The organism is Corynebacterium sp. LK14, from assembly GCF_008042215.1.
In the GTDB taxonomy this organism is placed as follows: Bacteria; Actinomycetota; Actinomycetes; order Mycobacteriales; family Mycobacteriaceae; genus Corynebacterium; species Corynebacterium striatum.
In genome coordinates, this window is record NZ_NOVQ01000009.1 from 1 (window position 1) to 22029 (window position 22029).

General features: G+C 60.9%; 17 protein-coding genes, 1 tRNA gene and 1 pseudogene. 11 read left to right on the forward strand and 8 right to left on the reverse strand.

Features of this window, described 5'->3' with window-relative positions; all coding sequences use genetic code 11:
• The first annotated feature begins 737 nt into the window (after nt 1–737).
• Complete coding sequence (locus tag CHU71_RS12755; protein ID WP_005530995.1) at nt 738–911, forward strand: hypothetical protein; 174 nt, start codon at nt 738–740, stop codon at nt 909–911.
• Between the two features lie 247 nt (nt 912–1158).
• On the opposite strand, the pseudogene CHU71_RS12985 reads toward CHU71_RS12755, so the two are convergent.
• The 4 genes and pseudogenes from CHU71_RS12985 to CHU71_RS03305 all read right to left on the reverse strand — a co-directional run.
• Nucleotides 1159–1444 (reverse strand): annotated as a pseudogene (locus tag CHU71_RS12985) (integrase core domain-containing protein); the annotation flags it as partial.
• Nucleotides 1445–2382: 938 nt separating this feature from the next.
• On the reverse strand, nt 2383–3330 hold the full coding sequence (gene rlmB, locus CHU71_RS03290) for a 23S rRNA (guanosine(2251)-2'-O)-methyltransferase RlmB (protein WP_005530982.1): 948 nt from the start codon (nt 3328–3330) through the stop codon (nt 2383–2385).
• A gap of 9 nt (nt 3331–3339) precedes the next feature.
• Nucleotides 3340–4773 (reverse strand): cysteine--tRNA ligase, encoded by a 1434-nt coding sequence (cysS, locus tag CHU71_RS03295; RefSeq protein WP_070420678.1) that lies wholly within the window; start codon nt 4771–4773, stop codon nt 3340–3342.
• 223 nt (nt 4774–4996) lie between these two features.
• Nucleotides 4997–6868: an FAD/NAD(P)-binding protein gene (locus CHU71_RS03305; RefSeq protein ID WP_147760515.1), complete on the reverse strand. Its 1872-nt coding sequence runs from the start codon at nt 6866–6868 to the stop codon at nt 4997–4999.
• Nucleotides 6869–6925: 57 nt separating this feature from the next.
• Here CHU71_RS03305 and CHU71_RS03310 point away from each other — a divergent pair, with 57 nt between their 5' ends.
• The 7 genes from CHU71_RS03310 (at nt 6926) to CHU71_RS03340 (ending at nt 15002) form a co-directional block, all read left to right on the forward strand.
• The gene (locus CHU71_RS03310; RefSeq protein ID WP_147760516.1) at nt 6926–8686 is read left to right on the forward strand and encodes a TIGR04028 family ABC transporter substrate-binding protein; all 1761 of its coding nucleotides are present in this window, start codon (nt 6926–6928) and stop codon (nt 8684–8686) included.
• Entirely contained in the window at nt 8687–9649 is a 963-nt protein-coding gene (locus CHU71_RS03315) for an ABC transporter permease (protein ID WP_005530973.1), read from the forward strand.
• Nucleotides 9646–10536, forward strand: a complete 891-nt coding sequence (locus CHU71_RS03320; RefSeq protein WP_236593687.1) for an ABC transporter permease — start codon at nt 9646–9648, stop codon at nt 10534–10536. Before CHU71_RS03315 ends, CHU71_RS03320 begins: the two co-directional genes overlap by 4 nt.
• A gap of 6 nt (nt 10537–10542) precedes the next feature.
• Nucleotides 10543–12183, forward strand: coding sequence for an ABC transporter ATP-binding protein (locus CHU71_RS03325; RefSeq protein ID WP_147760168.1), 1641 nt, complete (start codon nt 10543–10545; stop codon nt 12181–12183).
• Between the two features lie 24 nt (nt 12184–12207).
• Entirely contained in the window at nt 12208–13434 is a 1227-nt protein-coding gene (locus CHU71_RS03330) for an alkylhydroperoxidase domain protein (protein ID WP_147760169.1), read from the forward strand.
• Between the two features lie 28 nt (nt 13435–13462).
• The gene (locus tag CHU71_RS03335; protein WP_147760170.1) at nt 13463–14146 is read left to right on the forward strand and encodes an SDR family oxidoreductase; all 684 of its coding nucleotides are present in this window, start codon (nt 13463–13465) and stop codon (nt 14144–14146) included.
• 79 nt (nt 14147–14225) lie between these two features.
• A complete protein-coding gene (locus CHU71_RS03340; protein ID WP_049151684.1) occupies nt 14226–15002 on the forward strand; it encodes a GntR family transcriptional regulator in 777 nt (258 codons plus the stop codon).
• Between the two features lie 16 nt (nt 15003–15018).
• Here CHU71_RS03340 and pepN read toward each other — a convergent pair whose 3' ends face one another.
• A complete protein-coding gene (pepN, locus tag CHU71_RS03345) occupies nt 15019–17550 on the reverse strand; it encodes an aminopeptidase N (protein ID WP_147760171.1) in 2532 nt (843 codons plus the stop codon).
• Nucleotides 17551–17657: 107 nt separating this feature from the next.
• Between pepN and CHU71_RS03350 the strand changes: the two genes are divergently transcribed.
• Nucleotides 17658–18281: a DsbA family protein gene (locus CHU71_RS03350; protein ID WP_147760172.1), complete on the forward strand. Its 624-nt coding sequence runs from the start codon at nt 17658–17660 to the stop codon at nt 18279–18281.
• Here CHU71_RS03350 and CHU71_RS03355 read toward each other — a convergent pair.
• Entirely contained in the window at nt 18278–18997 is a 720-nt protein-coding gene (locus CHU71_RS03355; protein WP_147760173.1) for a hypothetical protein, read from the reverse strand. The genes CHU71_RS03350 and CHU71_RS03355 overlap by 4 nt on opposite strands.
• Before the next feature lie 120 nt (nt 18998–19117).
• Here CHU71_RS03355 and CHU71_RS03360 point away from each other — a divergent pair, with 120 nt between their 5' ends.
• Complete coding sequence (locus CHU71_RS03360) at nt 19118–19591, forward strand: ribose-5-phosphate isomerase (protein ID WP_086890857.1); 474 nt, start codon at nt 19118–19120, stop codon at nt 19589–19591.
• Between the two features lie 84 nt (nt 19592–19675).
• Here CHU71_RS03360 and CHU71_RS03365 read toward each other — a convergent pair whose 3' ends face one another.
• Nucleotides 19676–20509 carry an aldo/keto reductase gene (locus tag CHU71_RS03365; RefSeq protein WP_147760174.1) on the reverse strand — a complete coding sequence of 278 codons (834 nt, stop codon included), beginning with the start codon at nt 20507–20509 and terminating at the stop codon, nt 19676–19678.
• A gap of 134 nt (nt 20510–20643) precedes the next feature.
• Entirely contained in the window at nt 20644–21435 is a 792-nt protein-coding gene (locus CHU71_RS03370) for a hypothetical protein (protein WP_005530952.1), read from the reverse strand.
• Between the two features lie 226 nt (nt 21436–21661).
• On the opposite strand from CHU71_RS03370, the gene CHU71_RS03375 reads away from it, so the two are divergent.
• Nucleotides 21662–21736 (forward strand) — tRNA-Gly (locus CHU71_RS03375).
• Nucleotides 21737–22029: the final 293 nt, after the last annotated feature.

Genomic DNA, 22029 nt, shown 5'->3' on the forward strand with positions numbered 1-22029 from the left:
TGCATCGACATATTTTCCGCCAAGATGCGGTCTCTCAACGAGACGGACCACGCGGTCCTTCGCATCCTGGTCAAATTTCCTTGGCATGTTCCAGATTTTCCCATCTACTCAAACGGAACAAAACCTGGGGCACTTCAGAAGTAGTTCGGTTCTCTAGAGATCGGGAACACTATGAAAACTCAGTCAAAAGCACTAACTTCACTAGCTTCCATAGCTATCCTTTTTGCTAGTCAGGGACTAGCCTCCGCTGCAGAAAAGGACGATCCTACAACCCCCTCAAGAGTTCCAAGAACAGACCGTTGCGGAAGGAACAGTCACCCCGGAGGTTCTGGATCAAGCTTTTGAAGAACTGATCAACTCGGATGTTCCCCGAACTGTAAATGATGACTCCACCGTAACCTTCGACCTCGAGCACATGGATCTAACGTTAAGGGATCCACATGCCATCACCCCCTATGTGAGCGGAGGGAAAGAAAACGGGGGATTCTGGGTAGAGTTCACCCCTCTTGAGCAGGATATGATAATCAGCGGATCGGGGTTTGCCCTAGGGGCCGCCATCTGCGCCATTCCCGGTGTCGGGTGGGCTGCCTGCACCGTCGTTGGAGCCATCATCACTGGGGCAACAGTAGTCCTCAGTCACCACAAACGCTGCAATAATCGCTTAAAAGCCCATTACACGTGGGCCGGAAGAGTCCGAGGCATCGAGTGTACTTAACGATCAAGTGTAAAGAGGACTAATGAACAGACATAAAATATCTCCCAATGCGATTGTCGTTGCACTATTTGGGCTGGCAATTTCAGGTTATGTCGCCATCACAAACAAGTCGATCCTCGGATTTTTCATCCTCATACTGCTCACTATAGTTGCAGCGGTACTGGTCAATCGCGTCAAAAACAATCATCAGGAATAACCAGTGAGTAAAGTCGTCAGCCGGCGGTTGCATCCGTTAGCGTGGTGTACGAGTTAGTTCTTGTGATGGGCCCCGAGGACAAATAGGGCGACCATCATGGGTACCTTTCGAACCAACTTCTACCTATCCTCGAAAAGGACGCCGGGCGTGACCCCTGAAAAGTAGACAAGGTGAGTGGCAGTAATGCTGCCTTGGTCAGTGTAATAGATTGGGCTTCAAAGACATCGGGCGATACCTGTCCGCATCATGAGTGTCGGCGCTGTGTGTTGTATCTGATGCACCACCGAAATACCTCCCGCCGGCATTGCAGCGGATTGTCGAAGACTTTCCTATTGCGCAGGACTTCTCTTTTCATCGTGGAATTAAATGACTCTGCTAACGCATTATCTGCACTGGTACCGATAGCACCCATGGACTGGATTACGCCAAGTTCCTGGCATCGTGTGCTAAACGCTGCTGATGTGTACACCTTGTGAGCCGTGGTCCGAGTGATAAATTGGGCCCGCCTTTGTCCTTGCGGGATAGTCCAGCGCTGCGCATCAGCCGGGCTGTGTGCTCGCGTCCAATGTTAATGCCCCGGCGGCGCAGCACGTGCCGCATCTTCTGTACGCCGTAGACGTCGTAATTTTTGGAAATGAACGTCGTGACTATGCTCCACGAGGGCAGCGTCGCGAAGACTGCGGGCGCTTAAGCCCCGGGCCTTGGATTGGCGGTATCCACGCGAGCTAAGAAAGATGCCTTCGCGATGCGTGTTTAACGTCTGGCAGATGATCTCGACGCAGCTTGGCGGCCTCTGCCACAAGGTCCTCAGGCAACCGTTCGGTAACGCGTCCCTCACGTCGAGCGGGCTTGCGTCCATTGCCCCGCTGTGTGCCATGATCTTGCAGGCTGCCTGCGTCGAAATACTCTCCGCCAGAATGCGGTCTTCCACGAGGCGGACCACACGGTCTTTTGCCTCCTGATCAAACTTCTTCGGCATGTTCGAGAATTTTCCCATTTACTCAAACGGAACAAACCGAGGGCATTTTACGGTAAGACCGAAGGAGAAAACCCAATATCAAAGGCCGCCCAACGTCGCGAAAGAAAACCAAGAACTGCGTAGGGCCTACCTCAGCTTTTAAGCGAGGCGTAATAGGCGGCGTATCGGCTGCATCGACACCATGGATCATGGAACTGAGTGTTTCTAGCGACGGAGAATTATCACCGAGAACCCGAAGGATCTCTGTCCAAGTCATACCCTCGTCATAAAGTTTCTTCACCGTAGGGCGAAGAGCTCTTAGTCGAGCCGGAGAAAGCTGCTTTCCGGTCATAGACATAACTCAAGGTTCTCTCCGTGCACTGGCCTACAAACCAGCACACGACTCGCGCTACACGAGGTCTCATAAAAAGTCCGCAGTCCCTCGTCAAGCGCGTGCGAACGCGACCTCAAGGTCTGCTTTTGCGTGGCTGGGTGTTTGCTAAGGGGCCGTGATTACTTCGCCGCGCGACGCTGACGAGCGAACTCAGAGAGCACGGCACCCGCAGCAACCGAGGCATTCAAGGACTCAACCCAGGCGGTCATCGGAATGGACATGATGACGTCGCAGTTCTCGCGCACCAAACGGGAGATGCCCTTGCCCTCCGAGCCGATGACGATGACCACAGGGTCCTTGCCGCCGGTGTAGGTATCGAGGGTGTGCTCGCCGCCAGCATCAAGACCCACGACCTGGTAACCCGCCTGCTGGAACTCCTGCACCGTACGGGTTACGTTGGTCACGCGCGCCACTGGCAGGCGAGCCGCGGTACCCGCGGAGGTACGCCATGCCACCGCAGTCACCGAAGCCGAACGACGCTCCGGAATGATGACGCCGTGGCCGCCGAACGCAGCCACCGAACGGATGACGGCGCCCAAGTTGCGCGGGTCGGTGATGTTGTCGAGGATGACGAACATGCCCGGCTCGCCAGCGTCCTTCGCGCGGTCCATGAGCTCGTGGAAGTCCGCGTACTTGTACGGCGGAATCTGCAGGCCGATGCCCTGGTGCATACCATTGCCGGTCATGCGATCCATCTCGTGACGCTGAATCTCAAGGATAGGAATGTTGCGGGAATTCGCAATGGCCACGGCCTCCGACAGGCGCGCGTCGTTGCGGGTGCCCTGCACGATGTACAGCGAGGTAGCAGGCACCTTTGCGTGCAGACACTCCACGACCGGGTTACGGCCGACGACCATCTCCGCCGTCTCCTTCTGGTGGCGGCCCGAGTTGCGGCGCTCGCGCTCCAGCTTGGCCTTGTGCTTCGCGTGGTAGACGCGGTCCTCTGCCTTAGGCGTTGGTCCCTTGCCCTCAAGGCCCTTCTTTACCTGGCCGCCACTGCCTTTAGTAGCGCCTTTCTTGTTGGTCTTGCGGATGCCCGCGCCGCCGCGGCCGTGTGTACGTGCCATGAATTCTCCTTAGGCTAGCGACCAGGTGGGGCCGTCAGCAGTGTCAGTGATGGTGATGCCAGCGGCGGCGAGGCGGTCGCGGACGGCGTCCGCAGTTGCCCAATCCTTCTCCGCGCGGGCTTGGGTACGGCGTTCCAGTTCCGCTTGGACGAGGACGTCCAGCGCTGCATCCGCATTGCTTGTCGACGTCCCATCTTTCCACTGTTCATCCAACGGATCAAAGCCCAGCACCGCGGCCATGGCGCGCACGGACTCAGCCGCCTTGCGGGCCTCGTCTGCAGACCCCTCTGCCAGCGCCTTGTTTCCGGCACGGACCGTGGTGTGGATTTCGGCCAGTGCCTTCGGAACGGCGATGTCGTCGTTCATCGCGTCCTCGAAGCCCTGGGTCCAGTCTCCTACAACGAGGTCGTCGAACTTGTTCACGAAGTCCTCGATGCGGCGGTACCCGGCAGCGGCCTCGGTCAATGCCGCCTCGGAGTATTCCAGCACGGAGCGGTAGTGCGCGGAGCCGAGGTAGTAGCGCAGCTCGACCGGGCGGACGATCTCCAGCATGTTGTCGATGGCCAGCACGTTGCCAAGGGACTTGGACATCTTCTCGCCGGCCATGGTTACCCAGTGGTTGTGCATCCAGTAGTTGGCAAACTTATCGCCCGCCGCGTGCGACTGCGCTACCTCGTTCTCGTGGTGCGGGAACTGCAGGTCAAGGCCACCGCAGTGGATGTCGAATTCGCTGCCTAGGTAGTAGGTGGACATGGCGGAGCACTCCAAGTGCCAGCCTGGGCGGCCTTTGCCCCACGGGGTGGGCCAAGAAGGCTCGCCGGGCTTGGCGCCCTTCCACAGGGCGAAGTCCTGCGGACCGCGCTTTCCGCGCGCAAGCGCCTCTTGTCCCTCGCCTTGGTCCATATCCTCGACGCGGTTGCCGGACAGGGAGCCGTAGTCAGAGCCCTCTGCAGCGTTCCAGGCGGTCACATCAAAATAGACCGAACCAGCGCCGTCTACCCCCGCGGTATCGTCAGGTACCGCGTAGGCGAAGCCGGCGTCGATAAGCCGCTGCATGTAGTCCACCATCTGGGTAACGAATCCCGTGGCGCGTGGCTCTACCGATGGCGGCAGGACGCCCAGGGTGTTGTAGGCCTTGGTGAACTCGCGCTCGTAGGTGGAAACCCACTCCCACCAGGGGCGACCGTTGTCTGCGGCCTTGTTGAGAATCTTGTCATCGATGTCGGTGACGTTGCGGACGAAAGCCACGTCTAGGCCCTGCGCCATGAGCCAGCGGCGCAGGATGTCGAAAGCTACGCCGGAGCGCAGGTGGCCGATGTGCGGCTGGGCCTGCGGGGTGGCACCACACAAGTAAATCGAGGCATGCCCTTCTTTTACGGGCACGAAATCGCGCTGGGTGCGGGTGGCGGTGTCAAAAATGCGTAGGTTACTCACCCGAACCATTCTAGGCTATGGGCTCTTGGCTGTTTGCGGTTGCTTTAAGACACAGAGTTGCGCCTTCCACGCGCGCCTTTCCCGGCAGATACCCAGCCCTGGAAACCAAGACCTCCTGTTCGCTTTCGCCCACGCTTTCCGACGCCGCGCTTTTTACCAGGAAGCTGCATTTCCAGGGCTGGGTGTTTGTGGAGGGAGGAGCGGCCGAGCGTCGGACGCGCTGGGGCTAGGCTTAGTGCTCGGCGCGGAGCGCGGCGGCGAGGAGCGAGCCAGCGGTGCGGTCGGTCTCCTGCAACATGAGCGGGTCGGTTCCCGGCATCGGGGAAATCGTGGTGTCAGGCCACTGCGAGTAGGTGGGGATGCCGATGACGTGCAGGCGCGGATCGGTGCTGCCGTCGGGGCGAACAACCTTGCGCTCCCAGGTGGTCTCCGGGGAACCCGTGGCGTTGCCGTGGTCCACGAATGGACGCACGCGCTCCTGCAGGGAAACCGCGAGGAGGTCTGACGGGCGGCGCACGTCGGGGGAGTGCATCCACGCATCGATGAGGCAAGGGCTGGTGGCCGTGCGCTCGCCGGAAGTCAGCGTGAACTCGGCATCGGTCCAGCTCAAGACGGGGCGGCCGCCGAGGAAGGTGGCCAAGCCGGCGTCGACGAGGGCGAGCAGCTGGCGGGTGCGGAACAGCGGCGGGCCGGAGCCGACCATCTGGCCAAAGGCCATGAATTCCTTGTAGTTGGTGGTGCGCGATTCCCAGGTCATGCGGCCCTCAGAGCCGGCAATCGAGGAAGGCTTGCGGGCCGCGGAAATGGCCCACAGCGCGGCCTTCAAAGGGGAGTCGGCAGCAGCGACTGCTTCCACGATGTCGCGGGCAAGTCCCTCAGCGATGTAATCGGTGAGCTCTTCGACGGTGGTGTCGGCGAAGTCAGCGAGGGGATCGACCCAGTGTGCCAAGTCGAGTGGCTCGGAAGAAACGCCCTCGAGTGCTGCGTTGAGCTCGCGGGAAAGTCCCACGACGTCCTGTGCGGAAAGCTTCGCTGCGTCGATACGGGAGACAATCTCCGTGAGCGGAACCTGCAGCGCATCTGGGCTAACGCGTGCCTGGGTCTCGTAGTACTCGGCGTAGGCATCGCGCACGATGTGTGGCAACAAGTCGCGGCCGAAGTCCACCTCGCGGCCTTGGACCAGTGCCAGCTGCTTGCGGAAGCGCACCAGCTCCGCGCGCGGCGGCAGTGCGTGGTACTCGGATTTTGGGATGTAGGGGTAGCCGCGGCCGGAGGAGACCACGAAGTGTGGCTCGTTGCCGGATGGCTCGTAGCGCAGGCCCGAGCGGGTGGAGTTATCGGTGTGGAAGACGCCGCCGCGGTCGATGGTCAGGAGCGCCATGATGTCGAAGAAGCCCATGCCTAGGCCGCGCACCAGCACATCCTGGCCCGCCGGCACCTCGGAAATGGGCTGTTCAACTGGGTTGTTGGGGCGTACCCAATGCAGCGGGGAGGAGACCTCGGCCAGGTGCTGCTCAGAGTCAGTTAGACCGGGAACCTGCCAGCCGTAGGCCAAGGCAGTGGCGTCGCTTGCAACGTGGGAGCCGTCGGCAAGATCGATGACGTCGTGGCCCTCAGCCTCGTTTACAGCTACTGCGCGCGAGGAGTGGTTGACCACGGTCACGGTCTTAGGCAGCTGTGCCAAAGCCACCTCGAAAGCCCAGCGCAGGTAGGCGCCGTAAAGCGCACGCGATGGGTTGGACTCGGGGCGGGTGGCCTCGATTTCGGCGCGGAAGGACTCGTCGATGGTGACGGGGTGGGCGTCGAAAAGTGCCTGCTTAGTAGGGGAGATGCCATCTCGTTCACCACGCAGGAGCTGGATCCACTCGTACTGTATGGGGCCTTCCAACACGGGGGCCGTCATGGTGGACTCGGGCTCGGTGAAGAGGGTGACCGCGCCTGCGAGGGTGTTCATGCACAACGTCTGGGTTTGTTCGGTATCCCAGATGCGGCCGGCGCCGAGCTGCGCGTCGTCGATGAGGTGCAGCGTGAGGCGTGGGATCTCCGTAAGCGTGTGCAGGTGAGCGGCGAGGCGCTCTACGACTGATATGCCGCGTGGGCCCATGCCCACGATGGCGATGGATGGCGTGGATTCATGCGAAGCCAATTCTATTCATCCTTAATGGCGGGTCTGCAGGCTCGCCGTTTGAGAAAAATTATTAGACCGTTTTGTCTATGGAATTTATACCAACAAGTCTACGTTGTGTTAGTTTACAAGCCTATTTACACTCTCATAAACGAAAGCTACCTCGTGAAAAAATTCCGCACTATCGCCAGCGTATTGGGTGCAGCGGCCCTGCTCGCAGGATGCGCAGCGCCCAGCGGCGAACAGGCAGGGGAGGACAGCAACGTCCTGACCTACCTTGAGCCGCAATTCTTCCGCACGCTGTATCCACCAGCGGCCGGCTTTTACCCGAATGGCGGCGTGGTTAACCAGCTGACCGACCGCCTGCTTTACCAAGACCCTGAGACTTTGGAGCTCTCGCCGTGGATCGCCACCGAGATGCCCGAGGTGAACAAGGACGCCACCGAGTACACGTTCAACATCCGCACGGACGTGACTTATTCCGACGGCACCCCGCTGACCGCGGAGAATGTGGTGCGCAACTTCGATCTTTATGGTCTCGGCGATAAGTCGCGCACACTGACCTCCTCGGAGCAGATTGCCAACTATGACCACGGTGAGGTCGTGGACGAGGACACCGTGAAGTTCTACTTCTCGGAGCCTTCCCCGGGATTCCTGCAGGCCACCTCCTCTTATAACGCGGGCCTTTTGGCGGATAGCTCTCTAGAGCTCGAGGACGAGGGCTTCGGACCGGGCAACGCGAAGAAGGTTATTGGCTCCGGCCCGTTCGTGGTCGATTCCGAGAAGATCGGTACCGACCTCGTTCTCAAGACCCGCGAGGATTACGACTGGGGTCCACCGGCAGTGGAGCACCAGGGCCGCGCCGACATCGACGGTGTGCACTACATCTTGGCTGCAGAGGAGTCCGTGCGCACCGGCGCGATCGTCTCTGGTCAGGCCGATATTGCTCGCCAGATCTCCGCGCCGCAGGAAGGCCTCCTCGAGGACAAAGGCGTGCAGATCATCTCTCACGGCACCAACTCCATTAACAACCAGTTGGGCTTCCGCTTCAACCACCCGTTCCTGCAGGACAAGCGAGTACGTGAAGCCATCATTCACGGCATCGACCGCGAGGAAATCCTCCGCGTGCTCTTCTCTGAGTCCTACCCGCTGGCTAAGTCCTCCGTGGCCCAAACCGGGCTGGGCTTTAAGGACCAGTCGGCGGCGTACACCTTCGACCCTGAGGAATCGAAGCGCCTGTTGGATGAGGCCGGCTGGAAACCAGGCCCGGATGGAATCCGCGTCAAGGACGGCAAGCGCCTAGTCCTGCGTTCGAATACCGCGCTGCCACAGCCGCGTTCCAAGGAAGTCATGACCATGGTCCAAGATCAGCTGGGCAAGCTGGGCATCGCCATCGAGATCAACCCGGGCGACCAGGCAACTCAGAACGCAGATGCGAAGTCCATCGACAAGGTGCAGCTCTATCACATCATGGTGGGCCGCGCGGACTATGACGTTATTGTCTCCATGTACTCGGTGAACAACCGCGACGCCCTGCTCAACCAGGACGAAGAGGGCAATCCTCTCGACGCGAAGCTGGAAGAGCTGCTGGGCAAGGTGACCTCCAGCCCCAAGTCTGAAGACCGTAAGAAGGCCGTCGAAGAGGTGCAGGACTACTTGACCGAACAGGCTTACGTCATCCCGTTCTTCGAGGAGCCGCAGGTCTACGCAGTGGCACCGGAAGTGCACGGCTTTAGCCCCGAGTCCGTGGCCCGCCCGTGGTTCTACGAGGTCAGCCTTGAGCAGGAGGATAAATAAATGACTACCAAGCAATTTGCCGCCCGCATTGGGCAGGCCATCCTGGTGCTGCTGGTGACCTACACCGTGGCCTTCTTCCTGCTGTCCGCATTGCCTTCCGACGCGGTCATGTCCCGCTACGGCGACCCCGCCCTGGGCCTGTCCGAGGCGGAGATTGCCGCCATCCGTGAGGAGATGGGCGTCGATAAGCCGCTGCTCGTGCAGTTCTTTACCGGCCTCATCGGATTCTTCACCGGCCACTTCGGAAACTCCACGCAGACGGGTGCGGCGGTGTCGACGCTCATTGCCGACGCCCTCCCACACACGTTGATTCTGGCTGTCTGCTCGATTGGCCTGGCCATCATAGTGGCGCTCCTCGTGGCCTTCCTGGCAACCCTGCCGGGACTCGGCGCGATTGCCACCTTCTTCCGTGGGCTGCCTTCCTTCATGGTTTCCCTGCCGGGCTTCTGGATTGGTATCCTGCTCATCCAGCTCTTCTCCTTCCAGCTGGGCTGGGTGCGCATCATTGAGCCTTCCAGCATTGAGGGCCTGATTCTGCCCACGCTGACCCTGTCGGTACCGATGGCGGCACCGCTCATTCAGGTCCTCATTCGCTCCATCGACGAGACGCAAGCGATGCCTTTCGTGCAGGCGGTGCGCGCTCGCGGCGCCTCGGAGTCGTGGATCTTCTGGCGCAACATCTTGCGCAACTCCCTCCTTCCGGCACTGACTATGGCGGGCCTGCTCTTCGGTGAGCTCGTTGGCGGTGCCGTGGTCACGGAGACCGTCTTTGGCCGCAACGGCCTGGGCTACATGACGGCGCAGGCGGTCTCCAACCGCGATACGCCGGTTCTGCTGGCCATCGTCCTCATCGCCGCGACTGCCTACGTCATCGTCAACCTCGTGGTGGATCTGCTGTACCCAGTCCTGGACGTGCGTCTGCGCCGTCCTGCCCAGGATTCTGCGAAAGGAGCCCGTGCATGAGCGCGCCAACATCTAACGCCGTGAACACCGCACATCCGGTCGACGGCAGCACCACACTGCGCCGTAACCGCCGCCCCGTCGGCCGCGCCCAGCGCAACCCGTGGACCAGCCCGGCCTCCATCGTGGCTTCCGTCATCCTGGTGGTGGCTTTCCTCGCCGCCCTTTTCCCGGGCCTGTTTACTAACTCTGACCCGTACGCCGGCACCGACGTCGCGCTGCTGCACCCGAGCTCCGAGCACTGGTTCGGCACGGACGCTGTGGGCCGCGACCTCTACGCTCGCGTGGTCTACGGCGCCCGCCAATCCCTGCTGGGCGCGCTGATTGCTGTGGCCGTGGGCCTCGTGGTCGGCACCTTGCTCGGCCTGCTGGCCGGCTCGCTGCGCGGCGGGGTCGATTCGGTCATTATGCGCGTGGTTGACGTGCTGCTGTCTATCCCCGGCATCTTGCTGTCCCTGTCCATCATCATCGTGCTGGGCTTTGGCTCCCTGCAGGCCGCCGTGGCTGTCGGTGCGACGTCGATTGCCACCTTCGCCCGCCTGGCCCGCTCCCAGGTCATCACCGTGGCTGGCTCCGACTACATCGAGGCCGCCTACGGTGCTGGCGCCACCCCGGCGCAGGTCATGGCCCGTCACATCCTGCCCAACTCCCTGACCCCGGTCATCGCCCTGGCCACCCTGCAGTTCGGTTCCGCCATCTTGCAGCTGTCCATCTTGGGCTTCCTGGGCTACGGCGCCCCAGCGCCGACTCCGGAGTGGGGTCTCATCATCGCGGAGGGCCGCGACTTCATGGCTACCGCATGGTGGCTCATCATCTTGCCGGGCTTGGCAATCGTGGCCGTGGTGGTCTCTGCCAACCGTCTTTCCCAGAACTTCCGAGCGGAGGCATAAAAACTCATGACTGATAACCACACTCCTTTGCTCAAGGTTCGCGACCTCAATGTTTCCTACACCACCGCGGCTGGCGAGGTGTCGGCCGTCCAGGGCGTCAGCCTCGAGGGCTACCCGGGCGAAATCACCGCCATCGTGGGCGAGTCCGGTTCCGGCAAGTCGACGTCGGCGATGGCCGCAATCGGCCTGCTTGCCTCCAACGCGCAGGTCGACGCCGGAACTATCGAGTTCCAGGGCCGCGACATAACAGACCTCGACAACAAGCGCTGGCGCGAGCTGCGGGGCCGTTCCATTGGCCTCATCCCGCAGGACCCGAACAACTCGCTCAACCCGTTGAAGACAATCGGTGCTTCGGTGGAGGAGGGCCTGGCTATCCATGGCGTTGGCACTGCGGCTGAGCGCAAGCAGCGTGCCATCGAGCTGCTCGACCGCGTGGGTATCGATGACCCTGAGCGCCGCTACGGCCAGTACCCGCACGAGCTTTCCGGTGGCATGAAGCAGCGCGTGCTCATCGCGGCTGCAGTGGCGCTCGAGCCCGAGCTCATCATCGCCGACGAGCCAACCTCCGCGCTTGACGTCACGGTGCAGAAGGTCATCCTGGACCTGCTCGATGAGATGCGTCGGGAAACCGGCGTGGGCATCCTGTTCATTACCCACGACCTGGCGGTGGCAGGCGATCGCGCCGACCGCATCGTGGTGATGGAAAAGGGTCAGGCGCGCGAGTCGGGCCAGGCGGTCAAGGTTCTCACTGATCCGCAGCACGCTTATTCACGCCGCCTGCTTGCCGACGCCCCGTCCCTGTCCGTAGCCGACGTCGCCAACGCTAAGCGTCGTCCCGCGCCCAGCACCGAGACCGTGCTGCGCGTGCGTGACCTCACCCAGCGCTACGGCGACTTCCTCGCGCTCGATGGCGTGAGCTTCGATGTCGCCAGGGGAACCACCCATGCGCTGGTGGGCGAGTCCGGTTCCGGCAAGACCACCACTGGCCGTTCCATCGCCTTGTTCAACGCGCCGACCTCTGGCTCCATCGAGCTGGCCGGTGCGAATGGCGGCCCCACCGAGCTGACGAAGCTGAAGGGCAAGGCTCTGCGCGAGGCCCGTAAGAACGTGCAGCTGGTGTACCAGAACCCGTATTCCTCCCTCGACCCGCGCCAGTCCATCGGCGACGCCATCGCTGAGCCACTGCGCAACCTCGCGGGCGCGTCCAAAGCCAAAGCGAAGATCCGCGCCCAGGAATTCCTGGAGCTGGTTGCCTTGAACCCGCAGCACTACGACCGCCGTCCGCGGGAGCTTTCCGGTGGACAGCGCCAGCGCGTGGCCATTGCCCGCGCGATGATCGTGGAGCCGGAGTTGGTGGTTCTCGACGAGGCAGTCTCTGCGCTCGACGTGACCGTGCAGGCACAGATCCTGCGCCTGCTGGCAGACCTTCAGGACGAGCTGCAGTTGACCTACGTCTTCATCTCCCACGACCTCGCCGTGGTCAACCAGATCTCGGACACGGTCTCCGTCCTCTCCCACGGCCAGCAGGTAGAGTTGGGCCGCACCGCGGACGTCTTTGCGAACCCACAATCCGAGTTCACCCGCACCCTCATCGACGCGATCCCAGGACAGCGTTACCGCGCCGGTGACCTCAATCTGGGCCTGTAAGGGCCCGAAAGTTAAGGAGTTTTCATGGCAGACATCATCAACCAACTAGCCGAGGTCAGCCCGGAGATTGCTAAGCTGCGCTCCCGCCGCCCTGACGCTTTGGCTAACGCGCAGCTCTCCTTCGAGGCACTCCTCGAGCCGGCTGAGGAAGGAACCTTCCCGTTTACTGAGCGCTATGCCGTGGCCGCCTTCGTGGCTGGCATCTACCAGTCCACGAACGCCCGAGACTTCTACGCCGACTTGCTGGCTGACGACGCCCCGGCAGAGCTCAATGCCGCGGTACAAGAGGCCATTGCGCACGGTATTTCCGTCGGCCCATACGCAGATGCCGAGGGCATTTCTGGCGATGCCGCCGGATTCATCACCTTCGAGTCCGTTGCCGGGCTAGGAGAACGCCTCGTTGCAGCCTTCGACTTCGCGCACCTGCTGGTGTTCCATCCCAAGGACGCAGCGCCCGAGGCCATCGGCCACCTGCAGGCGGCGGGCTGGTCGGACGATGACATCGTCACCCTCGCGCAGCTCATTTCCTTCCTGTCCTTCCAACTGCGCGTCATCCACGGCCTCGTGGTCTTGGGCGGCTCTACGGCTTGTGCTCCGGAAACTGAGAGCAAGGAGGGCGTCGCCAAGCCAGGCTGGCAGAACCACGAACGCACCCTGACCCCGGACGTCCATGCCCCAGAAGGTTTTGTGAACCACTCCCTGGGCTGGAAGCCATGGCTGGCACCGCTGCCCAAGGATGAATTCACCCCAGAACACACCGACGCGCTGATCCGCCCGGAGCGCATCGACTCCGAGTATTTCCGCCTGCTGGCCCGCGACCCTGCGGCGCTGAAGGCACGCACACTCACGGACCTAGATATCTTCTACAACACTGACGGAGGTATGGGCCGCGCCGAGCGTGAGCTGGCCGCAACTGTGGTCTCCCGCTTTAATGGCTGCGAGTTCTGCGCTTCGGTGCACCAGCAGCGCTCGAAAGACGAGGGCGGCGATGCCGATGCCGTGGATCGTCTGCTCTTTGAGGGACTCGACGCAGATCTGGGTTCTGAGCAGTGGGGCGTTATTCGTGACGCCTCCCGCGAGCTGACGCGTACTCCGTTCGCCTTCAACTCCGGTTGCGTGGCCAAGCTGCGTGGCGTCGGATTCGATGATTTGGCCATCATCGACCTCATCAACTCCGCCTCTTTCTTCAACTGGGCCAACCGCCTGATGCTCACCATCGGCGCACCCGACGTGCCTAAGCGCTACCGTTAACAGCAAATAAGACGAGAAGGAGTAAACCATGACCACCTCGAAGATTGCGGTTGTAACAGGTGCCACCGGCGGCATGGGCCGCGAAATCATCCTTGACCTCGCGCGCGACCACCACGTGTATGCGTTGGGTCGCCGCGCAGACGAGCTCGCAGGCATGGACAACGTGACCCCAGTTGCCATCGACCTTGTGGAAGCTTTGGACAAGGGCGAAGAGGAAAACATCGGCCTGCCGGAGCTCGACCGCGTGGACGTCCTAGTGCATGCGGCGGCACGGGCGGACAAGTACTCCGTGGAATCGGCGCGGCCGAAAAACTGGCGCGAGCAGATGGACCTCAACGTCCACGCGCCTTCTGAGGTCACCCGCCGCTTGCTGCCGCAGCTGCGCCAGGCGGAGGGCATCGTGGTGTTTATCAACTCCGGAGCTGGCATTCATAGCTACGGTGACAACGTGATTTATTCGGCCACCAAGCACGCTTTGTACGCGCTTGCCGACGGCCTACGTATTGCCGAGCCTGCCATCCGCGTCAGCACTGTCTCGCCGGGACCGACTGACACCCCAATGCTAAAGGGACTACAGGATTACGACCCTGCCCATGTCATTGCACCTATTGAAGTAGCAAAGGCAATTCGCGCTGCAGTGGATGCGGGACCTTCAACGCAGCTTACTGAGATTCGTGTTCGCCCACGTATTGAGCTGGCGTTAAGAAAATAAATGAAGTAACCATACTAGTTATGGAAGTCACAGCTCCTCGACATGCGATTTTCCGAGAGGTCGGTAAGATCTGGGAACTGTGACTGAAACCACCCGCCGCAGGCCGGCTTATTTGACCATCGCGGATTCCCTGCGCAGCAGGATCGAGTCCAAAGTTCTCAAACCCGGCGAGCGATTCCCCACCGAGCGCGAACTTGTTCAAGAGTTCGGCGTCGCCCGCATGACGGTCCGTCATGCGCTCGACATCTTGCAGATTGAGGGATTGATTGATCGCAAGCGCGGCCGCACCGGTGGTACCTTCGTACGCGCTATTCCACCGACTCTGAGCCTCACCAGCGAGCACGGCATCCTACAGCAGCTCACTGAGCGCGGATTTAAGACGCGCGTGGAAGTTATCTCCCTCGATAAGCTCGAGGTTCTTTCTCACGTGGCTGGAACCCTAGGTGTGGAAGATACCGCGTTAGTGTGGGAGCTCAAGGGTGTCCACTACGTCGACGAGACCCCAATCAGCGTCACCAAGGTCACTATCCCAGTCGAGCTCGTACCGGATCTGGATGAGCATGAACTCAACCAGCCACTCCTGCCACTGCTCGAGACCTATGGACTCAAGTCTGTGTACAAGCGCGAAAACATCATTGCCGCCACTGCCCGCGCGGAGGAGCAAAAACTTTTGGGCGTGGGCCGCTCTCACCCGATGCTGCGCTTTAGCCGCATCATCAAGGCAGCTGATGACACCGTCATCGCCTTCCAAGAAGAAACGCTGCGCCCCGACGTCGCCAACGTCGAGGTCGTCTTGGGCGAGGATCCTTCCCACCAAAAGAATCCCCGCACCTCGACTAGCGCCAGCTTGTCCTGACTAGTGCCAGCTGGCGCTAGTCAGCGTCTACTGCGCGGTTACGCAGCGCACGCGCCATGCGGTCGCGCTGCTCGGTCACGGAGCGGCGCAGGCCGCCCGCCAGATCGCGCTTGAGGAACTCGTCGGCCTCATCCAGGGTCTCCTGCGAGATTGCCCACGACGGGAACAGGCCGGTCACGGAGGTCAGGCCAATCTCGGAGGACTGGGAAGACCAGACCTTCTCCGCCACGTCGAAGAACTCTGACGTCGGCAGCAGCTCATCGGAGCCGGGGTAGGTGAGTCCCTCAAGCTTCGAGGTCAGCTCGCGGTTGGTGAGCTCACCCGCCACGATCTCGTCCCACACCGCGCGCTTGTTATCAGCAGTGTTGACAGCCGCGCGCGCACGCACCGCAGCCTGGTAGCCCGTGGCGGAGTTATCGCGAGCCAGCTGGGCGTCTACAGCAGAGGAGACGTCGCCAAGCGCGCCGTCAGCAGCCAGCGCCGCGATGGCGTACCAACGCAGGCCCTCGTCGTCCGAAGACTCCAGAACGTCCTGCAGAAAAGCGCGGGTGCCATCGGTCAGGCGAATCTTTGCCAGCGCCTGGGCGAAGACGATGGAGCGCTCCGGATCGGAATCCTTGGTGCCTTCGAGGAGGGCGTCGGCAAGCAGCGTCGACTCCTTGGCCCACGCTGGGTCTGCGTAGTTGGATTGCGCCGAAGCCGCCTGCTGCACGATGCGCTCGAGCACCGCCAGCTCGGTCTCTGCCGCTGCGCCGCGCGCTACGAGCGCCACGAAGTCGCGGGCGCGCATGGTGCCGCCGCGGGTCATCTCCCATGCTGCGGACCAGCACAGAGTACGCGCCATTGGGTCGGCGAACTTGTCGATGTTTTCGACCATGAAATCCAGCGACTTGGAATCCAGCTCGATGAGCGCATAAGTCAGATCATCGTCGTTTGGCAGCAGGAAGTCGATGTCTTGTTCCTTGCGGCCTACAAGCTGCGGAATATCGGTGTACTCGCCGTCGATATCCATCTCAATGCGATCGGTGCGAACGGCCTTGCCATCTACCAAGTTGTAGATGCCCACGCCCGCGCGGTGGGTGCGCAGCGTCTCGCCACGCTGGACCAGCTGTGCGGTGGTGATGACCCCGGCGTCGTCAGTGTCTAGCTCAACTGCAAACGTGTTGATGCCCGTGGTCTTGAGCCACTGCTGCGCCCAGAAGGACAGGTCGCGGCCGCTGGAGGTTTCGAGTGAGGAGAGGAGGTCGTCGAAAGTAGCGTTGGAGTACGCATGCGCTTTGAAATGGCGGCGCACGCCGGCGAAGAAGTTCTCGCGGCCCACGTATGCCTGCAGCTGCTTGAGCACGGACGCGCCCTTGGCGTAGGTGATGCCGTCGAAGTTCTGCTCCACGGTCTCAATGTCAGAAGCATCGGTGGAAATCGGGTGCGTGGTGGGCAGCTGATCCTGCTGGTAGGCCCACGACTTCTCCACGTTGGCGAAGGTGACCCACGCGGTGTCGTACTGGGTTTCCTCAGCCTGGGAGATGGCGGCGGACCAGGTGGCGAAAGATTCGTTGAGCCACAGATCATCCCACCACTCCATGGTGACCAAGTCGCCGAACCACATGTGAGCCAGCTCGTGGAGGATGGTGTCCGCGCGGCGCTCGTACTTGTAGTGGGTGGCCTTGGAGCTGAAGACATATTCGTCGCGGATGGTCACGCAGCCTGCGTTCTCCATGGCGCCGGCGTTGAACTCTGGCACGAAGATTTGGTCGTACTTGCCAAACGGGTACGCAAAGCCGAAGTTGCGGTGGTAGAAGTCGAAGCCCTGCTTGGTCTCGGTGAGGATGCGTTCGGCATCGAGGTGCTCCGCCAGGGAAGCGCGGCAGTAGACGCCCAGCGGCACTTCGAGCTTCTGCGCTGGGTTGCCCTCTGGGTGTTCGCTCAGTTCGCCGGTCCAGGTGTCGGTGACCTCGTAGTAGGGGCCAGCGCACAGGGCGACCAGGTAGGTGGACAGCGGGTAATCGATCTCAGTGGACCAAGTCTGGGCGCCGTTTGCGCCCGCCGTGGTCTGGGTGGGGCCGTTCGTGATGACGGTCCAGTCAGCTGGGGCATCGAAAGCCAGCGAGTAGGTGGCCTTCATGTTGGGCTGGTCGAAGCAGGCGAACACGCGCTTGGCGTCGGCGGTCTCGAACTGGGTGTAGAGGTAGACCTTCTCATCTGCTGGATCCACGAAGCGGTGCAGGCCCTCGCCGGTGTGGGAGTAAGGAATCTTGGCTACGACCTTGAGCTCGTAGTCAGCCACCTGTAGGCCCGAAAGGGGAACGCCGAACTTGGCCTCATAGGCGTTGGTGGGCAGGGGAGCACCGTTGAGGCGGAGCTCGAGGAGTTCCTCACCGCGCAAGTCGATGAAGGTGGATCCCGCTTGCTTGGCGTGGAAAGACACCACGGTGGTGGAGATAAAGTGCGTCTCCGAATCCGTGAGGTCTAGGTGAACGTCGTAGTGCTTCACGTCAATCATCTGCGAGCGGGCGTTTGCCTCCTCGCGGGTGAGGTTGATCGAGGTCATTGGGTGTGCTCCTCTGCTTGGTGAATAAGTTTCTGCATCAACCTTAGTCGTGCGCCTAGGGTGGGAAATCGTCAATTACCAATGAATTTTTGTTTGAAGGAGTCAGCATGGCTGAAACCGTGAAGTTTTGGTTCGATTGCACGTGCCCGTTTGCGTGGGCGACCTCCCGCTGGATTAAGGAAGTAGAAAAGGTCCGCGACATCGAGGTCACCTTCGAGCCCATGTCGCTGTCCGTGCTGAACGACGGCCGCGATCTTGATCCCGGCTACATGGAAATGATGAAGGCTAACTGGGGCCCTGCCCGCGTTGCCGCAAAGGTGGCGATTGAGGCCCCAGAGAAGGTCGACGCTTACTACACCGCGATGGGCACCCTCATCCACGGCAAGGGCCAGGGTGGCAAGAAGGGTTACGGCGCCTACGACGAGATCATTGCGCAGGCGCTTTCCGACGCTGGCTTGCCCGCCGAGTTCGCTTCCGTTGCGAACACCGAGGAGGTGGACGAGCAGCTGCGTGCTTTCCACAACGCCGGTATTTCTGAGGTCGGCGACGAAGTGGGAACCCCGGTGGTCAAGCTTGGCGATACCGCTTTCTTCGGCCCAGTTATCACCCGCATCCCAGACGGCGAGGAAGCCGGCGAGATCTTCGACGCCGCTGTCCGCCTGGCGCAGTACCCTTACTTCTTCGAACTCAAGCGCACCCGCACCGAGTCCCCGCAGGTAATTGAAGATTAATTCCTGGCCTTGGACTCTTGGGCCGGCTTGAGGCTGGCCCACGCAGTGAAGGACAACACTGCTGAGAAGACCGTGACGAATGGGATGAAAAAGCTCAGCAGGGCAAAGCCCCCGGCACCCACCATGAGGTTCCGGGGCTTCGTGCTGTCTGTGCTCATTGCCGTGACCAGTGCCAGAGCGGCCATGACAAAGGGGGCGATGCGTGAGACGACGATCATGGCAGCGCGCGCAGTCTCCGGCGAGACGCTGAGCGAATCGAGGCGCTCCTGGAACAAGAAGGTCCACAGGACCTCGACCAAGACCAAGACGATAAAGGCCAAGCCGATGACGAAGTAACGCTTGCCGGTGCGGGAAGGCTCGTTGAGGTGCAGATACGTGATGGAGAGGAACAACAGCACCAGCAACGTGGCTATGGGCGCCACCATGCCTGCGATGTTGATGATGGGCAGCGTCATCTGCGCGGAGTATTCCTCCCACGCTGAGTGCGCCCAGGTAGCCCACGACGCCGCGCCAATCAGTGCGGTAATTCCCACCCGGAGGTCACGGTGTGCGGGGAAGCAGTAGAACGCTCCGAGCACGATGTGGGTGAGGGTAATCAGGATAGTGCCCACGAGCGGCCCCACGAAGGGCGGAAGAATGATCGGAAAAATCGCTAGCAAGAACACGCTGGCGATGAAGATGCTAATTACTAGTTGGGTGGCGAAGCGTACATTCATGGGGGCGCTGCCACCTTTCATCTGAGGTATCCCTGGAGGCATCTCTTAACGGGGGGTTGATTATTGCTAGAACGTCGATCATAGCAACAGGGTTGCTCGCGAGACTGTAGTATCTGGGGCATGCGCGTTTATCTAGGAGCAGACCATGCAGGTTTCGAGACGAAGAATGTCATCGCCGAACACCTGAAGAAGCAGGGCCACGATGTTATCGATTGTGGCGCACACGTTTATGACGCTGAGGATGACTACCCAGCATTTTGCATCGAGGCAGCACTGCGTACTGTCAACGACCCAGGCTCCCTCGGCATTGTCCTTGGCGGCTCTGGCAACGGTGAGCAGATTGCAGCGAACAAGGTAAAGGGCGCTCGTTGCGCTTTGGCGTGGTCCCCAGAGACCGCCCGCCTGGCTCGCGAGCACAACAATGCACAGCTCATCGGCATTGGCGGCCGTATGCACTCTGAGGAAGAGGCGCTCGCTATTGTCGACGCCTTCCTTGACCAAGAGTGGTCCGCTGCTGAGCGCCACCAGCGCCGCATCGATATCCTTGCTGAGTACGAGCGCACCGAGATTCCACCGGAGATTCCGGAGGCTTAAGAGCCCTTTAACTCCGCCGCACTTAAGAGAAAAGCGTTCCCCAAACCATTGTGGTTGGGGAACGCTTTTTGCGTTTAGCGCGTCCTACTTGACGTGGAACTCGTTCGGGTGCGGACCGCCGCGGCCTTCCTCGCCCAAGTCGAGGTCGGTGATTGCCGCCATCTCGTCCTCGGTCAGTTCGAAGCCGAATACATCGAAGTTCTGCGCAATGCGCTCCGGGTTAGCGGACTTGGGGAACACTATGACGCCGTTTTGCAGGTGCCAACGGATGATGACCTGGGCAGGGGAGACGCCGTATTTCTCAGCAGGCTCGGTAACTGCGTCGACCTCGAAGAGGTCCGTCTGGCCCTGGCCCAGTGGGCCCCAAGCCTCGATTTTTACGCCGTGGGCGCGGAAGGCGTCCAGCTCGCGCCAACGCTGCAGGTAAGGGTGCAATTCTACTTGGTTTACCACAGGGGTGACGGAGGTGTGGGTTTCTAGCTGCTCGAGGTGCTCCAGCTCGAAGTTGGAGACACCAATGGACTTGGCCTTGCCGGCCTTCTGCAGCTCAATCATCTGCTTCCATGCCTCGACGTAGTTGCCGTCTTCCGGGCATGGCCAGTGGATGAGGTAGAGGTCCACGTAGTCGAGGCCTAGCTTCTTCAAAGACTCGTCGAGTGCAGCCGCGGCATTGGTCTGGCTGTCATTCCACAACTTGGTGGTGATGAAAAGCTCCTCGCGCGGGATGCCGGAGTTGGCGATTGCGCGGCCTACGCCTTCCTCGTTGCCGTAGACGGCAACGGTGTCGATGTGGCGGTAGCCCACGCGCAGTGCCTCAGCGACGAGATCCTCGGTCTTGTCTGGGTCGACTTTGAATACGCCGTAGCCCAGCTGCGGGATCTTCTTGCCGTCGTGCAGTTCAATCATTGGTACAGTCATGCGGCCCAGACTACGTGCATTTGCCACGGCTTGGCAGGCGCCACCGAATAAACACGGTTTATCCACGGGAAAAGCCCCTGACCATGTGATCAGAGGCTCCTTATGAATCTAGTAGCAGGGCGTTAAAGCGGCATCTAGAAGTCGAAATCGAAGTCGAAGAGTCCGCCGCCGTCGCCACCATCGTCGCCACCGAAGAGGCCGTCGAAGAGTCCGCCGCCGTCACCGTCGCCGCCCATGTCGCCGCCGGCATCTCCCATGTCGCCGCCCATGTCACCGCCGAAGTCGCCGCTTTCAGCTGCAGCAGCGGAGTAACCGATGCCCGACATTCCAGCGAACATAGCGTTGAACATCATGGAGTAACCCACCATCCAAACACCGGTGCTAAGAGCATCGGCCCACCAAGGGCGGGAGTACCAACCGGCCGGAACCGGGCGACCCGCGACCATGCCACCTGGGTAGTAGTTAGGAGTCTCGTTGGATGCATAAGGCGAGGCAGTAAGGGTCTCGCCATTTGCTTCAACGGTGCGGCGCTCGGTGACCTTACCGGCCTGGCGCTGACCCTCTAGTGGCGGCAGCTCGGGGCCGGGGTTCATGCCCATGATTTCGCGTGCAGCGTTGACGTAGTGCATGCCCTCGAGCGCAGACTCGCGGGCCAGGTTTGCCTGCTTAACAGTGGTGGCTTGCGAAATTGCTGAGTTCGCAGCGGTAAAACGCTCGGATGCGTCGGCCATGGCCTGCATCGATGCAGTGTCGGTTCCGGAAATCTGCATCACCTGGCCGCCAAGGCGCTCGGTCCAGCGGCGGGCATCGGCGAGAGCATCATCAAACTTCTGTGCTTCGAGCTCAGCCTGCTTCTTCTTATTGCCGCGGGAGGCCAAGTATGCAGCGCCGCCGCCGAGGACGATGATTACGAGGAGTAATGACACTTAAACTCACTTCCGATTTCTAAAGACTAAATTTCGCACTTACCGACACAACGCTACCGCCTCGCAATTAGTTCCCCGCCAGATCTGCCAAAATCCGCGCTTAATCTGTGGAGTTGGGTGCATGGAAGCCAGCCGCGGGGCGCCGATTAGTGGCCCCAGTTTCCTATTCTCGGTCGCGGTGCGCTAAAGTAGTCCGCACGTCAAACATCGCAGGATGTAGGACTGTGGGAATGTCGTATAGTGGCTAATACCTCAGCCTTCCAAGCTGAAGACGCGGGTTCGATTCCCGTCATTCCCTCCAAGTTTCACCGCTCGGCCTTTCTCGAGGCTCGGGCGGTTTCTGCGTTCTGGGGGAGGGGCTGGCGCCTGGTTGCTGGGTCGGCTGGATACCCAGACCCTAAAGGTCCCTCTCTAAAGGTACTTTTACGAGTACCTGCCGTTGCATGGCAGGGCTTTATGGTCCCTTTACCCCAAAAAGGGGCCAAACGAATGGGACCAAACCAAAGGGACCACTTTGTCCCGCGTCGAGTACTGCCGCTACGGCAGACATTGTCTGCGATCAATCGCAGGGAATTGCACACCTCATTTACGCCT

Excerpts from the sequence above, each read along its gene's own strand:
- CHU71_RS12755 (WP_005530995.1), top strand. The coding sequence starts at position 738 with ATGAACAGACATAAAATATCTCCCAATGCGATTGTCGTTGCACTATTT.
- rlmB (WP_005530982.1), bottom strand. The coding sequence starts at position 3,330 with ATGGCACGTACACACGGCCGCGGCGGCGCGGGCATCCGCAAGACCAAC.
- cysS (WP_070420678.1), bottom strand. The coding sequence starts at position 4,773 with ATGGTTCGGGTGAGTAACCTACGCATTTTTGACACCGCCACCCGCACC.
- CHU71_RS03305 (WP_147760515.1), bottom strand. The coding sequence starts at position 6,868 with ATGGGCCCACGCGGCATATCAGTCGTAGAGCGCCTCGCCGCTCACCTG.
- CHU71_RS03310 (WP_147760516.1), top strand. The coding sequence starts at position 6,926 with ATGGCGGGTCTGCAGGCTCGCCGTTTGAGAAAAATTATTAGACCGTTT.
- CHU71_RS03315 (WP_005530973.1), top strand. The coding sequence starts at position 8,687 with ATGACTACCAAGCAATTTGCCGCCCGCATTGGGCAGGCCATCCTGGTG.
- CHU71_RS03320 (WP_236593687.1), top strand. The coding sequence starts at position 9,646 with ATGAGCGCGCCAACATCTAACGCCGTGAACACCGCACATCCGGTCGAC.
- CHU71_RS03325 (WP_147760168.1), top strand. The coding sequence starts at position 10,543 with ATGACTGATAACCACACTCCTTTGCTCAAGGTTCGCGACCTCAATGTT.
- CHU71_RS03330 (WP_147760169.1), top strand. The coding sequence starts at position 12,208 with ATGGCAGACATCATCAACCAACTAGCCGAGGTCAGCCCGGAGATTGCT.
- CHU71_RS03335 (WP_147760170.1), top strand. The coding sequence starts at position 13,463 with ATGACCACCTCGAAGATTGCGGTTGTAACAGGTGCCACCGGCGGCATG.
- pepN (WP_147760171.1), bottom strand. The coding sequence starts at position 17,550 with ATGACCTCGATCAACCTCACCCGCGAGGAGGCAAACGCCCGCTCGCAG.
- CHU71_RS03350 (WP_147760172.1), top strand. The coding sequence starts at position 17,658 with ATGGCTGAAACCGTGAAGTTTTGGTTCGATTGCACGTGCCCGTTTGCG.
- CHU71_RS03355 (WP_147760173.1), bottom strand. The coding sequence starts at position 18,997 with ATGAATGTACGCTTCGCCACCCAACTAGTAATTAGCATCTTCATCGCC.
- CHU71_RS03360 (WP_086890857.1), top strand. The coding sequence starts at position 19,118 with ATGCGCGTTTATCTAGGAGCAGACCATGCAGGTTTCGAGACGAAGAAT.
- CHU71_RS03365 (WP_147760174.1), bottom strand. The coding sequence starts at position 20,509 with ATGACTGTACCAATGATTGAACTGCACGACGGCAAGAAGATCCCGCAG.